Origin of the sequence: Pollutimonas bauzanensis (genome assembly GCF_900129885.1) — a bacterium.
GTDB lineage: Bacteria > Pseudomonadota > Gammaproteobacteria > Burkholderiales > Burkholderiaceae_B > Pollutimonas > Pollutimonas bauzanensis.
This window is the reverse complement of the sequence record NZ_FQXE01000020.1, coordinates 68,329-80,611: the sequence shown is the minus strand read 5'-3', so window position 1 is coordinate 80,611 and position 12,283 is coordinate 68,329. Positions and strand designations below refer to the sequence as shown.

The 12,283-nt window shown below is 61.2% G+C and carries 18 protein-coding genes; 8 read left to right on the top strand and 10 right to left on the bottom strand.

The window, feature by feature from the left end:
- The 3 genes from BUB23_RS24250 to BUB23_RS24240 all read left to right on the top strand — a co-directional run.
- Nucleotides 1-976: Fic family protein (locus tag BUB23_RS24250; protein ID WP_143161122.1), on the top strand; the 976-nt coding region annotated here is incomplete at its 5' end.
- Nucleotides 977-1,247: 271 nt separating this feature from the next.
- Nucleotides 1,248-1,502: a FitA-like ribbon-helix-helix domain-containing protein gene (locus BUB23_RS24245; RefSeq protein ID WP_073109334.1), complete on the top strand. Its 255-nt coding sequence runs from the start codon at nucleotides 1,248-1,250 to the stop codon at nucleotides 1,500-1,502.
- Nucleotides 1,499-1,921 carry a type II toxin-antitoxin system VapC family toxin gene (locus BUB23_RS24240; RefSeq protein ID WP_073109331.1) on the top strand — a complete coding sequence of 141 codons (423 nt, stop codon included), beginning with the start codon at nucleotides 1,499-1,501 and terminating at the stop codon, nucleotides 1,919-1,921. The genes BUB23_RS24245 and BUB23_RS24240 overlap by 4 nt, the downstream gene beginning before the upstream one ends.
- Nucleotides 1,922-2,013: 92 nt before the next feature.
- Here the strand turns inward: BUB23_RS24240 and BUB23_RS24235 are convergent, their stop codons facing one another.
- From BUB23_RS24235 to BUB23_RS24220, 3 genes are all read right to left on the bottom strand, one after another.
- Nucleotides 2,014-2,298 carry a HigA family addiction module antitoxin gene (locus BUB23_RS24235; RefSeq protein WP_073109325.1) on the bottom strand — a complete coding sequence of 95 codons (285 nt, stop codon included), beginning with the start codon at nucleotides 2,296-2,298 and terminating at the stop codon, nucleotides 2,014-2,016.
- Nucleotides 2,299-2,625: 327 nt separating this feature from the next.
- Nucleotides 2,626-3,939, bottom strand: coding sequence for an ImmA/IrrE family metallo-endopeptidase (locus BUB23_RS24225; RefSeq protein WP_073109319.1), 1,314 nt, complete (start codon nucleotides 3,937-3,939; stop codon nucleotides 2,626-2,628).
- Nucleotides 3,918-4,358 (bottom strand): hypothetical protein, encoded by a 441-nt coding sequence (locus BUB23_RS24220; protein WP_073109317.1) that lies wholly within the window; start codon nucleotides 4,356-4,358, stop codon nucleotides 3,918-3,920. Before BUB23_RS24220 ends, BUB23_RS24225 begins: the two co-directional genes overlap by 22 nt.
- Before the next feature lie 501 nt (nucleotides 4,359-4,859).
- Here BUB23_RS24220 and BUB23_RS24215 point away from each other — a divergent pair.
- Nucleotides 4,860-5,852, top strand: a complete 993-nt coding sequence (locus tag BUB23_RS24215; protein ID WP_073109315.1) for a hypothetical protein — start codon at nucleotides 4,860-4,862, stop codon at nucleotides 5,850-5,852.
- Between the two features lie 95 nt (nucleotides 5,853-5,947).
- On the opposite strand, the gene BUB23_RS27500 is transcribed toward BUB23_RS24215, so the two are convergent.
- Together BUB23_RS27500 and BUB23_RS27490 are read right to left on the bottom strand one after the other, a co-directional pair.
- A complete protein-coding gene (locus BUB23_RS27500) occupies nucleotides 5,948-6,109 on the bottom strand; it encodes a hypothetical protein (protein ID WP_245801372.1) in 162 nt (53 codons plus the stop codon).
- Between the two features lie 94 nt (nucleotides 6,110-6,203).
- Nucleotides 6,204-6,368, bottom strand: coding sequence for a hypothetical protein (locus BUB23_RS27490; RefSeq protein WP_245801371.1), 165 nt, complete (start codon nucleotides 6,366-6,368; stop codon nucleotides 6,204-6,206).
- 73 nt (nucleotides 6,369-6,441) lie between these two features.
- Here BUB23_RS27490 and BUB23_RS24205 point away from each other — a divergent pair, with 73 nt between their 5' ends.
- Both BUB23_RS24205 and BUB23_RS24200 read left to right on the top strand, forming a co-directional pair.
- Nucleotides 6,442-6,705: an AbrB/MazE/SpoVT family DNA-binding domain-containing protein gene (locus BUB23_RS24205; RefSeq protein ID WP_073109302.1), complete on the top strand. Its 264-nt coding sequence runs from the start codon at nucleotides 6,442-6,444 to the stop codon at nucleotides 6,703-6,705.
- A complete protein-coding gene (locus BUB23_RS24200) occupies nucleotides 6,692-7,141 on the top strand; it encodes a type II toxin-antitoxin system VapC family toxin (RefSeq protein ID WP_073109299.1) in 450 nt (149 codons plus the stop codon). Before BUB23_RS24205 ends, BUB23_RS24200 begins: the two co-directional genes overlap by 14 nt.
- Before the next feature lie 9 nt (nucleotides 7,142-7,150).
- Here the strand turns inward: BUB23_RS24200 and BUB23_RS24195 are convergent, their stop codons facing one another.
- From BUB23_RS24195 to BUB23_RS24185, 3 genes are read right to left on the bottom strand one after another with little or no spacing between them, the layout of a single operon-like run.
- Entirely contained in the window at nucleotides 7,151-7,840 is a 690-nt protein-coding gene (locus BUB23_RS24195; protein WP_178372394.1) for a prepilin-type N-terminal cleavage/methylation domain-containing protein, read from the bottom strand.
- 4 nt (nucleotides 7,841-7,844) lie between these two features.
- Nucleotides 7,845-8,240: a type II secretion system minor pseudopilin GspI gene (gene gspI / locus BUB23_RS24190; RefSeq protein WP_073109293.1), complete on the bottom strand. Its 396-nt coding sequence runs from the start codon at nucleotides 8,238-8,240 to the stop codon at nucleotides 7,845-7,847.
- A gap of 8 nt (nucleotides 8,241-8,248) precedes the next feature.
- Nucleotides 8,249-8,755, bottom strand: coding sequence for a prepilin-type N-terminal cleavage/methylation domain-containing protein (locus tag BUB23_RS24185; RefSeq protein ID WP_073109290.1), 507 nt, complete (start codon nucleotides 8,753-8,755; stop codon nucleotides 8,249-8,251).
- Nucleotides 8,756-8,925: 170 nt separating this feature from the next.
- On the opposite strand from BUB23_RS24185, the gene BUB23_RS24180 reads away from it, so the two are divergent.
- A complete protein-coding gene (locus BUB23_RS24180) occupies nucleotides 8,926-9,357 on the top strand; it encodes a hypothetical protein (RefSeq protein WP_143161121.1) in 432 nt (143 codons plus the stop codon).
- Between the two features lie 5 nt (nucleotides 9,358-9,362).
- Here BUB23_RS24180 and BUB23_RS24175 read toward each other — a convergent pair whose 3' ends face one another.
- Nucleotides 9,363-10,130 carry a prepilin peptidase gene (locus BUB23_RS24175; RefSeq protein WP_178372393.1) on the bottom strand — a complete coding sequence of 256 codons (768 nt, stop codon included), beginning with the start codon at nucleotides 10,128-10,130 and terminating at the stop codon, nucleotides 9,363-9,365.
- Between the two features lie 108 nt (nucleotides 10,131-10,238).
- Between BUB23_RS24175 and BUB23_RS24170 the strand changes: the two genes are divergently transcribed.
- Nucleotides 10,239-10,877 carry an RNA polymerase sigma factor gene (locus BUB23_RS24170; RefSeq protein WP_084136230.1) on the top strand — a complete coding sequence of 213 codons (639 nt, stop codon included), beginning with the start codon at nucleotides 10,239-10,241 and terminating at the stop codon, nucleotides 10,875-10,877.
- Here the strand turns inward: BUB23_RS24170 and BUB23_RS24165 are convergent.
- Nucleotides 10,874-11,965 carry a LysR family transcriptional regulator gene (locus BUB23_RS24165; RefSeq protein ID WP_084136229.1) on the bottom strand — a complete coding sequence of 364 codons (1,092 nt, stop codon included), beginning with the start codon at nucleotides 11,963-11,965 and terminating at the stop codon, nucleotides 10,874-10,876. The two genes, BUB23_RS24170 and BUB23_RS24165, sit on opposite strands and share 4 nt — an antisense overlap.
- Nucleotides 11,966-12,283: the final 318 nt, after the last annotated feature.

Genomic DNA, 12,283 nt, shown 5'->3' with positions numbered 1-12,283 from the left:
TTGCCGCACGTTAGCGAGCAAGATTGGCCGGGAAAAGGAGTTCAAGCGTCTGGATAGCATTATGGGCGCCCTGCTGGGTACCCACGAGAGCAAGAGGTTACGTGGCAAGCAGGCGCTCGCGCGCGCCGCCGGCCGTCCCTATGACCCTGACCGTCTAGTGCTGTTTGATACCCTGTTCAGCTGCCTACGGACTCAGGCCTTGCCGGAGGTGGCCGCCACAGCGGAAACAGGTGTCGCTCGCGAAAACTTTGCCTTTTTTGAGTCCTACTTCTCGAACTATATTGAAGGCACTACATTCCTGGTTAGCGAAGCCGAGGAAATCGTGTTTGAAGGCAAGCTCATACTAAACCGGACGGAGGACTCCCACGACATTTTGGGAACCTTTCAGGCCGCGATGCGAGCCCCTTGGCGCGACCAGCCGGCAAGTACGGCGGACGACTTCTTGCATTGGCTCAAGAACGTCAACGCGCTGGTGATGCAGTCAAGGTTGGACAGGAACCCAGGCGAGTGGAAGAACCAGAACAACCAGGCCGGGGCGACGCTATTCGTGGCCCAAGAGCTTGTGCAGGGCACTCTGCGGGAAGGCTTCGCGCGGATTCAGGCGCTGGAGGACCCCCTTGCCCGTGCGCTGATGACCATGTTCGTCGTCTCCGAGGTTCACCCCTTCAAGGATGGCAATGGCAGAACAGCACGCCTAGCCATGAACAGCGTGCTAAGCGCCGCAGGACTGTCGCGTATCATTGTGCCGACGGTCTATCGCGAGGATTATCTGTTGCCGCTGAAGAGCCTGTCGAATCATGCCGACGCGACGCCCTACATCCGGGCCATGACTCGCATCCATGCCTGGACGGCGGCCTTCGACTACACTCAGCCCCGGCACGACCTCTATGAAGCGCTCAAGCGGTGCAATGCCTTCGAGGAAGACCTGCGAAACTACCGACTGGTGTTCCCCGAGGTCAACGCAGGGCTTGCTTGAGGCGGCCGGCACAAAAAAGGGACGGGGCTGCGGTACGGGCGTACCCGCTTCGGCTTAAAACCGGCGGATTCAACTGGCCAAGCAAATCAGGTAGTCTTTCAGACAGGACTGGTGCGATAACGGCTTCCGCCAGTTTTTCTTTCGGAGGCCGCTTGCGCACGTTATCCCAGGTTGAAGCGTTGCAGATCAAGGGCGGGGCCGATAGCACTTGCCCGGATTGATTGCATAATCTACAATTGATTTCAATGAAAGCAAATGGAGGTTTTGAAATATGCGATCCGTTACCATCCGAAACGTACCCGATGAGGTACACCGCGCAATCCGCGTGCGGGCCGCTCAACAAGGCCGCAGCATCGAGGCGGAAATGCGTGACATTCTGGAATCCGCTGTGAAGCCGCAAGGCCGGATCAAATTGGGCTCGCTGCTGACCGAGATTGGCCGCAAGGTTAAACTGACTGATGAAGAGTTCGCTATTTTCGAGAGCGTGCGCGACAACACCCCGGCTCGTGTAGTGAGTTTTGAATGATTCTGCTTGATACGAACGTAATTTCGGAGCCGCTGCGCCCGGCCCCGGTCGCTTGTGTCAGTGACTGGATCGACGCGCAGCCGCTGGAAACGCTTTATCTGTCGGCAATGACCGTGGCCGAGCTTCGTGCCGGTGTCGCACTGATGCCCGCCGGTAAGCGTCGGACAGCACTGCATGAACACATTGAAAAGAGCATACTGCCGATGTTTGCCGGGCGCGTACTGCCGTTTGACATGGCCTGTACGAACGCCTATGCCGAGGTGCTGGCAAAGGCCCGCAAGGCTGGCAGTGGAATTCAGACTGCTGATGCGCTCATTGCCGCCGTGGCCCATGCGAACGGATTTACCGTTGCCACACGCGACGAAAGCCCATTTCAGGCTGCTGGCCTGGACGTCATCAACCCTTGGGAGGAAAGGTAAAGCTACTCAAATTACGCTTTCGGGTGCGTGATCGGCCTTCATCACTTCGAGGACCCGAATTTGCTCGGATTTTAGGTTGACGACGGCTATTTTTAAGCATGGGCAGGTTCACGAAACGATACGATAACTGGACGAGGCTTTTTTTCCGCCTGCCAGAGATCGTACTGAGCCTGCATGTTGAGCCACATTTCGGCACTGGTTCCCAAGGCATCGCGAAGGCCCAGAGCCATGTCTGCCGGGATGCCGGCAGAGCCATTGAGAATGCGCGACAGCGCGGTACGGGTGACGCCAAGCCGCAAAGCTGTCTCGGTGACACTCAGATCGCCGAGGTACTCGCGTAGCACTAGTCCGGGGTGTGCAGGATTGTTCATACGCATAGCGTTCTTCCTAGCGATAGTCCTGGTAGTCGAACAAAATGGCGTTTTCGCCCTCAAAGTAAAAGGTAAGGCGCCAGTTTCCGCTTACCGGCACCGCCCAATGTCCGGCTGGACCGGCCGCATTCTGGTTGCCGGTTCGCTGGAAGATCTACTGGGCGCCGCAGATCAAGGCTGATACAGCTTGCACCATCTGTGCAATCACATCCTCGATACGCTGTGCGTCGAGCATTTCCAGCGTCCAGCGGTCTTGCCAAGGTCCGTCAATAATGTCTTGGTTTGTGCGCTTACCCACGGGGTTGATGGAGTAGCACGTACACAGCAACGGTATCAGGAGTGCGCCCAGCCAACCTCGCCGAGTTCGCTGCGGTCGATCCGGTCGTGGTTGACCAGTAGCGTGCGTATCGTCAGCTCGGATACTTTGAAATGGTGCGCTACGTCTTGCTGGCTTTCCATGGAGTAGTCGCTGTTCAGCATCGCATCGACAGCCAGGAATGGACTGAGCAATTCGGCGGCAAACGCGCGCTGTATCTTCTGCCGGTAGGTGTCCGAGCGTGTGGCAGGGCGCATGGGATCGCTCGTATCGTGTATCAGGTAATCGCCGAGCAGGCGAGCCAACTCAAAACGTCGTCCAGCCTCCCAGCGGGAGCGCAGCAGCACCTTGCTGCGCCGGTCTGATTGCGATAATGCGAAGGACAGATCGAGCCGTGGTGTCGAATGGCCCGACGCATCCAGCATATTGTGTGGAGCGCCATACATGTCCGCAAGCTGGTCGTTCGTAATGGGCGTGTCCGGGGCGAGACGTTCCTGTTCCCGCAGCAATTGTGCAGTGTGGGCTCCGAGCTTCCAGGCGGTATCCAGGCCTCGTGGCGCTCGGGCGCGCAGCGTGATCCGGTCCTGGGGGTCGGTGAGGGTGCCCTGTTCCTGGCCTAGTTCTATCAGGCCTGCAATGTCGGGTACATTCTGCCCGGGAATGCGATTGGCGGCGATTTCCTCAAGCGCCGCCTGGCCTGTAGCGCCGGCATTATTCAGAAAATGCCGCAGCAGGACTTCATCCATTTCGCCAGGATCTTCGCCTAGCATGGCTTCGAGCTTACGCTGCTGTTGCAGTGCAGGGTCTTGCCTTTCGTGTATCACTGCTTGCCAGACGTCACGCAGGTTGCAGTCTGGAACCTGGCAGTCTTGCAGCCGTTGCAGAACCATTTCGATGAACAAGTCCACCTCGCTTTCAAACTCGGCGGCAGGAATGACGCTAGCCCCGTCATTGATATAGCGGTATGGCGTACGCGCCCGCTCCGGCGTGGGCTTACAAACCAGCGTGATATTTTCCCCGTCGGAAAGGATGTGGATGTTCGGCCAAACATAGCCGCCGCCAATGCTTCCCATCGCATGCGACAGTTCCCAATCGAGTGAAGTCTTGCGCGGTTCCCAGCGCAAACGCCACCAGTTCCAGGCCAGCCATTCAGCAAAGTGGTAGGCGGACAGATAGGGAGCCTCGCGTACGCTTTGCAAAAGGCGGTCATGTCCGGCCGTCAGCCAGGTATCGTAGGCGGAAATGCCGAGCGCGGCAAAACCGGCCCGCTCTTCAAGCGGGCCGGTTTCCAATAGTGCCCATTCGGTCTTTATTGACCAGCGTTTTGGCATCTTTCCATCCAGACGGATTTAACATATCTACACATGGCATCTTCGTCCTCTAGCGGATATCCATGGTACTCGCCAGTGCCGTTGGCATCGGTTTTGGCTTCAAAGACCTCGCCACTATCCGATACGCTCCAGATGAATTTCGGAAACCCATCCACTCGGGGCTCGCTGAACAAACCACATTTGATACCGCTTTCCACAAGCTCTCGCGCTTCGTCAAGAGGGATCATGCGTTCCAAATCACACAACGACTTGGTGGGGCGCGGGTTCGATCGAAGCAAGCCGTAGGTGGCCGGATCGCGCTTATGGTGACCACTGCCAACATAGCGTACAGATTGCTTTAACCGCGTTTTTTCCTCACCATTCAAGCAACTGGGCGGTGCGATACGACGCTTGGGGTTATTTCCTGGACGGACTCCCATATACTGGCGCCTAGTATTAACAAAGATTTTGTTTCAAGTATACAGCGCCCTGCATTTTCGCACAGTTGATTCAAGACGTCATTACGCCTCTCTGCAGAGCTGTCTGAGCACTACTTCAAGGGGCCACCCATCATCCGGACGCGCCAGGCGGCTGGCTGCCAAGACCCATATGGTGCCTGCCTCTTGCACTCGTAATAGGTCACTGCGGACATCAGTCCCAAAGAGGCCTGGGATTAGTCCTTTTCAACCACCGGCAACGGCGTAAAGCGATTGGAAGGCTTGACAATCCGCAGCATCGGGTAATGGTCGCGCAGCCCTTGTGCCTTCGCCTCGATGGTCTGCATGATCAGTTCATTGTAGTGCGTAGGGTACTGGCAATACCCTTCGCCTAAGCTTTAATCGAAAAGACCGGACTGGCGGGCCTACGAGTGCAAAACGGCACCACTCATTTGTGGCACACTATGATCAACCATTGATACAAATAGAAACCAGGTAAGGAAGATGGGTAAGGGCATCAAAATGCGGTCTGCGAAGGATCGCACCGGACGCGCGCATACGGTGGAAGAGCTGCAACAACTGACTGATGGAGGCGTCACTGCGCCTGATCTACTTTGTAACGATTCGGCCTGCGGATGCGCTGTTCGCTTCGTTCCCCGTCACCAGCAAAACCGGACCAATCGCGTTGAACCTGTAGATATTCCTGCATATATTGGACTAACCCGCGGGTCGGAGCATGTCACTGGCTGTCGCTACAGCGCATCGGGCCGTCTGACTATCATCGCGGCGCAGTCCGACCCAGAGTTCCTGAGCGCGCTGGGAGACGGGACATGTGAATTACGCCTGCTCGCGCTGCACAATGGGTTGCGCAAGCACGGTCTATCCGGCAACATCTCTGCGGTTAAAGGGAGCCAACCCGCCCCCAGCACAGTGATGACGGCGATCGAAGTTATTGCCTCAGAAAAGAAGTTCGACAGCTATCTGCGTACTACGGCCGACCTAGTAGTCCTACGCGCCACCTGTGAGTCGGACGCGTTGCTCGCGTCCGAACTGATCTTGCAGTTGGGTAGCAGGCGAATACCTTGGAAGCGGTTCTTCTTCGAACACGAGCGCTTCGATGAGGCCTGGGAGCTGGGCGCGAAGGCAGCCAACAATCCTTATCCAATTGCACTGGTGGGATCGGTACGAAGCGTTAATCAACCTGCCACCGGCGCCACGTACAAGAACAGCTATCTCAACTGCAAGCCACTGTATCGCAGAACGTCCAATCCCCAACGCATAGAGTCGTTTGAAGTCAGCATCGCTCATCCCGATGCGTCCTGGCTCAGCAGCTTTCCGCCTGACGCCGAGATCGTGATGTTTGGTATTTGGAAGGTGGCCGCCGCCGTCGAGAAGCCCGTACCCGACAGACGCGACAATACGCGGATCATTACCTATGTGACTCACAAGCTGCAACTCACACCAAAGTTCAAGAAGCAGATTATCACTATTCCTTGAAGACCTCGCCTATGGTTTACAGACTACGACACCATCGAGTTTCAAGGATCACCGGATTCCACCGCCACCGCATGTTCCGCTCCGTGGCGGCTGCATCAATCGGCATCGATCCCTGCGCGAAGCGCCGCCCTCACTACGGCATCACGCAACGTCGGGTTCCTCTCCAGCGGGCCGCCCATGCGCGTGCCGCTCAGTACGCCGGCAAGCCGGTCGCCGAACAGCAGCAACGCCTGGTCACGGTCGCGCTGCCGCGACATCCACAGCAAGCCATCGGGATTCTCGCATTGGCGGCGCAGCGCCTCGGCCCAGCGGGCAGTGAGCGGATAGTCCCGAGCCGCACTGGCGATCAGCTCATCTTTGGGGCACCTTGATACGGCGCAGGCCTTCGCTGGTCAGATCGACCAGCTTCAGATCGCGGTTGGGCACAACCCGGCCGTAGCCGTGTTGTGTGAAACCGTCCAGATCCATGAACTTGTCGGCCGCAGGCGCTTGAGGCCGACCCCCCGGGGCAGTCACTCGGGTGTATTGCCTTGAATCTCACGCGGCAGTAGAATTCCAATTCAGAATTCTTACTTTCAGGGATCCGGATATGCAAGTCACTGACAAAGGGCAAGTTACCATCCCCAAGCGCTTGCGCGACGCAGCCGGTTTCCTGCCCGGCAGCCAGGTCTCCTTCTCGTTGGAGGGCGGAAAGATCATCATCAGCAAAACAGGCATGGGAACGGACGACCGGCGTAAATCGCTGCGCGACGCCGCCGCCAAAGTACGCAAGAGTCTGGATGAACCATTCAGGCAGATGAACAGCAAAGACATCATGGCGTTCCTGCGCCCGGACGACGATGACCGTGCATGACCTGTCCAAGTATGATGGATCGGCGGGTTTTCTGGTCGATACCAATATCTGGATCGACTGCATGGACGCCGACAGCCCGTGGCACGAATGGTCCGTGGATCAGCTCCAGATCTGTAGCGAGCAGGCGCCACTGCACATCAATCTGATGATCTACACTGAGTTACTCATCCCCGGCCCGGACGTCGAAGCCCTGGACACGATGATCGATGTCTACGACACCCTGCGCAGTCCCTTGCCGTGGGCGTGCGCCGGGCTGGCGGCAAAAGCCTACCTGAACTACCGTCGCCGCGGTGGCACTCGACTCGTACCGCTGCCGGATTTCTACATCGGCGCTCATGCGGCTGTTGCCAATCTGAGTGTGCTCAGCCGGAATGTAAAACCTTATCGCAACCATTTTCAGCGATTGTGCTGCATCGGCCCCGACGAGATAGCTTGACTTTGTGGCTCAGTTCAGCGCGATGACGCGGCGAAAGCGTTGATCGTTATGGCCTTTGCGCTGCACCAGACTGATCTCCAGTCCGGTCGATGCGTTGGACGCGCTGGTTTTGGGCAGCGGCGTCCAGCCCTTGCCGGGTTCCCAGGCGCGGATCTCGAATTCTTTCACCTGATCGAGCACGGCGACCTTGTCGTCGGGGCCGGGCGTTTGCAGCGGCCAGGCCGGCGACGCGGGTCCGGCCGCGCGGTACAGGGTTTGGTCCTTGACCCACCATTGCACGCGCTGCCATTGCCCGGGCTGCGCGGGCGCGGCGCGTATCACTTCGAAATGGAAGGGCAGCTGGTTGTTGCGCCTGACGCGCAGCGATGGAGGCAGCAGTTCCGTGGCTGGCGGTTTGCGCGCGGCGGCCGCGGCGTCGTTGGCAGGGCTGGCTGGCGCGGCTGGCGTGCCGGCGGCGTCCTCGCCCGAGCCTTGCAGCATAGCCAGTTCGACCGTCGCCCGCAGCTCGATGTCGCGCTCCAGCTGCTGCAGCGCATGCAGCAGGTTCATTGCGTTTTCATTGTGTTCTTTCAGTTGCGCGTCGGCGCGCTCTATGCTGTCCAGGGCGCGCCACGTCAGCAGGCTCAGGAGCGCCATGATCAGGATGGCGATCATGACTTCGATCAGGGTGAGTCCGCTTTGCCGGTTTCGCCGTGTCACCGCGTCAGTCCGCAAGCAGGGTGGTCAGGCTCGCCAGCGAGCGCTCCGGCTGCTGGCGGGTGTGGACGTCCACGCTGACCGTGTTCAGGCCGCGGCCGGCCGGCGCGATGCGCGCGGCGCAGATGAATGGCAGGCCGGCCTGGGGGCATTCCTGCGGGCGCGTGTCGGCCTTGCCGCCTGCGATCTGCAGTTCGGCCATGCGGTTTTGCGCGGACAGCATGGCCAGGGATTTTTCATACAGCACGCCGCTGTTGGTGGTGGCCATGCCGATGGCGCGGTTGACGGCGGCCAGGGCGACGCCGACGATGGCCAGGGCGATCAGCACTTCGAGCAAGGTGAATCCCGCCTGCCCGGCGCTCGGCGCGGGCGCTTGCGTTCGAGGGGGAGGGCGCCGGAACATGCTGTGGTTCACCGGACCTGGTAGGCGCCGCGCGCATCGCGGCTGATGGTCACCTGGGCGTTGCCATCCTTGAGGACCATTTGCCAGGGGGCGCCTATCCATTCGGAGGTCAGCAAGACCGGGCCTGGGGGCAGGACGCGCACCGCGCCGGCTTTCCAGCGGCGCGGGCGCAGCGCGTCGTCGCGCTCGAAGGTGTCGAGTCCGCCGGCCGTCGTCACGACGGGCACCACGCTGTCCAGCGGCATGCGCCAGACGCCGCGCGAGAACTGGTAGCCGCCGTCATCGGCTTGCCAAGCGATCACGCGCCCATCGACGCGCACCTCGTTCTGCGCGACCGCCATCAATTGGGCCAGTTGTTGGGCATCCTGGCGCAGCAGGCGGCCCGGATCGGGCGCTGCGCTCAATCCTATGGTGGCGGCCGCGATGCCGATGATCACCATCACCACCATCACTTCCACGAGGGAGAAGCCGTGCTGGCGGGCGGGAGCGTTGGGCGGGGACGGAACACGGGGCATGGCTATCGTTTGGCGGGATGATAGGGCGATGCCTGGATCATACGGAAGCAATGTGATGCTGACATGAAAAATACACCTTGGTTTGTTATTAATATGGCGGGCAATGGCGCGGGCGGCCCATGGCGGCCTGCCGCGCGCCCCTTGCATGGACAACCGGAAAAGGATGCGTGATGAGACGATGGACGATGCAGCCGGCGAACGCCGTGCTGATCGCGGGCGGGCTGGCCGCCCTGGCGGGTGCCGGATACTGGGGCGTGAAGCTGGGCCGGCCGCTGCCCGCGCTGTCATCGGTTCAGGCGGGATCGCAGGCGCCCGATCCGGCCGCGCAGGCCTTGGCCGCCTGGTTCGGGCCCGGCGATGTCAGGCTAGACGTGGTGGTCAGCGGCTTGATCAAAACCGCCGGACGGGCGGCGGTGGTGCTGGCGGTCAATGGCGCCGCGCCGCGGGCCTATGTGGTGGGCGATGAGCTGGCGCAGTCGGCGCGGCTGCGGGGCATAGAGCGCGAGGCGATCATCGTGGATAGCGCCGGGCGGACGCTGCGTTTTCCGGCCCCGCAAAGGGCGCAGCCCGAGCCCGCGGGTATCGTGCGCGTGCCGCGATAGGCCGTCTAGAACCAGAGCGCCATGACGGCCATGCCGGCCCCCGCCAGATAAGGGCCGAAGCGCAAGGACGCATCGGCATGCAGGCGCCGGTTTTGCGCGAGGCTGGCCAGGATGCCGGCCATGCTGGCCGCCATGAGCACCCAAAGAATGGCGGGCACCGATACCCAGGCGGCCAGCGCGGCCACCAGTTTGATGTCGCCATCGCCCAGGCCGTGGCGCCCGCGCGCGTGGCGATATCCCAGGGCCAGTATCCACATGGCGCCGTAGCCGATCGCTGCGCCCAGCGCCGCGTCGTGCAAGGGGACCAGACCCACGCCGCGCCAGGCGCAAAACAGGCCCAGGCCCAATAGCGGCAGCGTGATGGCGTCGGGCAGCAGGCCGGTTTGCGTGTCGATGAGGGCCAGCAGCGCCAGCAGCGCGCAGGCCGCCATGAGCGCGGCCGCCAGCGGGCCAGGCCCGTAGCGCAGCGCGATCACGGTAAATACCGTAGCCATGGCGAATGGGGGAAGCAGGCGTTGAACTGGACTTGCGGCGCTGGGGCGCGGGCTGAACGCCTGGCGCAGCGCCCATCCAAGAAGCCTCAGGTCGGCTGCGGCGCCGGGCCTGGCCAGGCTCTGGGTGTAGAAGTGGCTGATGCGGCGGCACAACTGCCCGCATGCCATGCCCAGCAGGACGATGGCGGGCAGGACGGGAATGTCGATGTGCGGCACAAAAAGCTCCCGAGTCTGGTTGATCTCACGGTCATAAACAAACGCTACGATAGCGTATTTCATCCGTAATATCTGCGGTGTCATGGATGAACGCGGTCGTATGCGGACGCGGTGATCCGGGCAGATGGTTGCGCACGATGGTCCGAGTGATTCCTCAGGTTGACGAGAGCCATGTTAGCAGAGAACATAAACCGCATTTCCGCGCGCAGCGCCGCGGCCTGTCCGCCGCCCGCGGCGCTTGCCGCAAGGCCCGGCCGCCGCCTTGCGCCATGGGCGGCGCGCCCCGCCGGCCCCGGCGGCGGCGAGGCGGCGGCTGTGCTGCAGGCCTATCTGGCCAAGCACTATGATGACCTGGTCCGCAATCTCTGTCTTCGCCTGGGCTGCGAGGATTTGGCCAGGGAAGCGCTGCACGAAACGTGGCTGAGGCTCGAGCGCCGCGCGCGCGTGCCGCATGTGCTTCCCAACCCGGGCGGCTACTTGTTCAAGATGGCGCTTTATTGCGCCGTCGATAAACTGCGCAGCGAAAAAAGCCACGGAAATATCGGCGTCGCCGACGAGGGCGCGATGCTTGCGGCGGTCGACCCGATCGCGCGCGTCGAAGACCTGGTCGTATGCCGCGCGATCCTGGACAAGCTGTGCGACATCATCGAGCGCCTGCCGCGGCGCCGGCGCGCCATATTCCTGGCCGTCAGGGTCGAGCAACTGGAAAAGAGCGAAGTAGCGGCCATGTTTGGCGTCACCGCGCGCTGGATCGACACCGAACTGCGCAAGGCAGAGCAGTTCTGCGGCGCCGCGCTTTGCCTGGATTAGTCGGTGTCGATGCCATGGCGCGCGGCGTCATCGCGCGCGGCGGGCCAGGCCGGTCCGATGCGCGGGTGTTCCGCTGACACGCAGGCGGTAAAAAGGCCGGCGGGGCGCGCCGCCGGCGCATGGCCCATGGCGTCTTTCCGGGCGCCTGCGGTCTTGTGCCATTCTTTGATCAATAGCGAAGCGAACTCCCGGTGCGAGGGGCCATCGTCATTCATCACGAGCACCAGATGCAGCATGGGCAGCGCGGGAAAACCATGGCGCTCGTCGAGCACGACGTGTTCGGGCGCAATGGCGCTGGCGGGCAGGACGCTGATGCCCAGCCCGTGGCTGACCGCCATGCGGATATTCTCATGGGAGATGCTGGTGTAGGTGATGTTCCACGATTTCCCGGCCTGCTCGAGCGCCGAGCACGCGGCGCGCCGGTAGACGCAGCCATCGGAAAATAGCGCCAGGGAAATCTCTTCGAGGCTCTCGAACGCGCATTCGCGGGCGGCGACCCAGTGCAGCGGCTCTTGCGAGACCGACTGGAACACCCGCGCGGTCTCCACCTTGGGGAAGGGTTTGATGGCCTTGATCAGCGCGACATCCAGTTGCTGCTGTTCCAGATTCAGCAGAATCTGCGCGGGCATGGCCGAGACGGTCTGGACCTTCAGCGCGGGATTGGTGCGCAGGCAGTTCGAGACGGTTTGCTGCAGCGTTCCGATCATGAAGTCGTCCGGCACGCCCAGGCGGATCGCGCCGCGCAGCTTGGGGTCGGTGAACTCATGGACGGCCGCGTCCAGCTCCGTCAACATGGACTGGGCGTGGCGCAAGAAGCGCTTGCCTTCTTCGGTGGGCTCGGGAATGCTGCCCAGGCCGGTACGCCGGACCAGCAGCGGGCGGCCCAGGATATCTTCCAATTGCTTGATCGATTGGGTGATGGTCGACTGGGACCGCGCCAGCAGTTCGCCCGCCTGCCGGAAGCTCTGCGCCTCGACCACGGTGACGAAGGTTCTGAGCTGCGAAAAGGTGATTCGGCGGCAACTGCAGTGAAAGGACGTTCTGCGCGGTGTAAACCCCGCAATGATGTCTTCGGTGGGAAGGGACACATGGACTCCCGCATGCGCCGGCGGCCTTGAACCGGCGGCATGTCAGTGATGCGAGGTAATACCCGTATACAACGCCAAAGCCCGGGCGGGAAAAGGACTCAGCGTCCAGATGGAAACAGACTCCAGTCATTCTATGTCATGGATATGACAACCGTTTTACAGCGCGCGGCTCATGCCCGCAGCGCCGCCGTGCCGGCGGCGCGTCGTAACATTCTGAAAAAGTAATCATTGGCTTGTATTAATTAATTATTCAGCTTGTCGTCAATGTCCTACCATGCTCGAAGTTTTTCAGGGCTGTCCGGCGCCGCTATCCCGATG

Excerpts from the sequence above, each read along its gene's own strand:
- BUB23_RS24180 (WP_143161121.1), top strand. The coding sequence starts at position 8,926 with ATGAGACGATGGACGATGCAGCCGGCGAACGCCGTGCTGATCGCGGGC.
- BUB23_RS24170 (WP_084136230.1), top strand. The coding sequence starts at position 10,239 with ATGTTAGCAGAGAACATAAACCGCATTTCCGCGCGCAGCGCCGCGGCC.
- BUB23_RS24225 (WP_073109319.1), bottom strand. The coding sequence starts at position 3,939 with ATGCCAAAACGCTGGTCAATAAAGACCGAATGGGCACTATTGGAAACC.
- BUB23_RS24200 (WP_073109299.1), top strand. The coding sequence starts at position 6,692 with ATGACCGTGCATGACCTGTCCAAGTATGATGGATCGGCGGGTTTTCTG.
- BUB23_RS24185 (WP_073109290.1), bottom strand. The coding sequence starts at position 8,755 with ATGCCCCGTGTTCCGTCCCCGCCCAACGCTCCCGCCCGCCAGCACGGC.
- BUB23_RS24205 (WP_073109302.1), top strand. The coding sequence starts at position 6,442 with ATGCAAGTCACTGACAAAGGGCAAGTTACCATCCCCAAGCGCTTGCGC.
- gspI (WP_073109293.1), bottom strand. The coding sequence starts at position 8,240 with ATGTTCCGGCGCCCTCCCCCTCGAACGCAAGCGCCCGCGCCGAGCGCC.
- BUB23_RS24215 (WP_073109315.1), top strand. The coding sequence starts at position 4,860 with ATGGGTAAGGGCATCAAAATGCGGTCTGCGAAGGATCGCACCGGACGC.
- BUB23_RS24245 (WP_073109334.1), top strand. The coding sequence starts at position 1,248 with ATGCGATCCGTTACCATCCGAAACGTACCCGATGAGGTACACCGCGCA.
- BUB23_RS24175 (WP_178372393.1), bottom strand. The coding sequence starts at position 10,130 with ATGAAATACGCTATCGTAGCGTTTGTTTATGACCGTGAGATCAACCAG.
- BUB23_RS24240 (WP_073109331.1), top strand. The coding sequence starts at position 1,499 with ATGATTCTGCTTGATACGAACGTAATTTCGGAGCCGCTGCGCCCGGCC.
- BUB23_RS24220 (WP_073109317.1), bottom strand. The coding sequence starts at position 4,358 with ATGGGAGTCCGTCCAGGAAATAACCCCAAGCGTCGTATCGCACCGCCC.
- BUB23_RS24235 (WP_073109325.1), bottom strand. The coding sequence starts at position 2,298 with ATGCGTATGAACAATCCTGCACACCCCGGACTAGTGCTACGCGAGTAC.
- BUB23_RS27500 (WP_245801372.1), bottom strand. The coding sequence starts at position 6,109 with ATGTCGCGGCAGCGCGACCGTGACCAGGCGTTGCTGCTGTTCGGCGAC.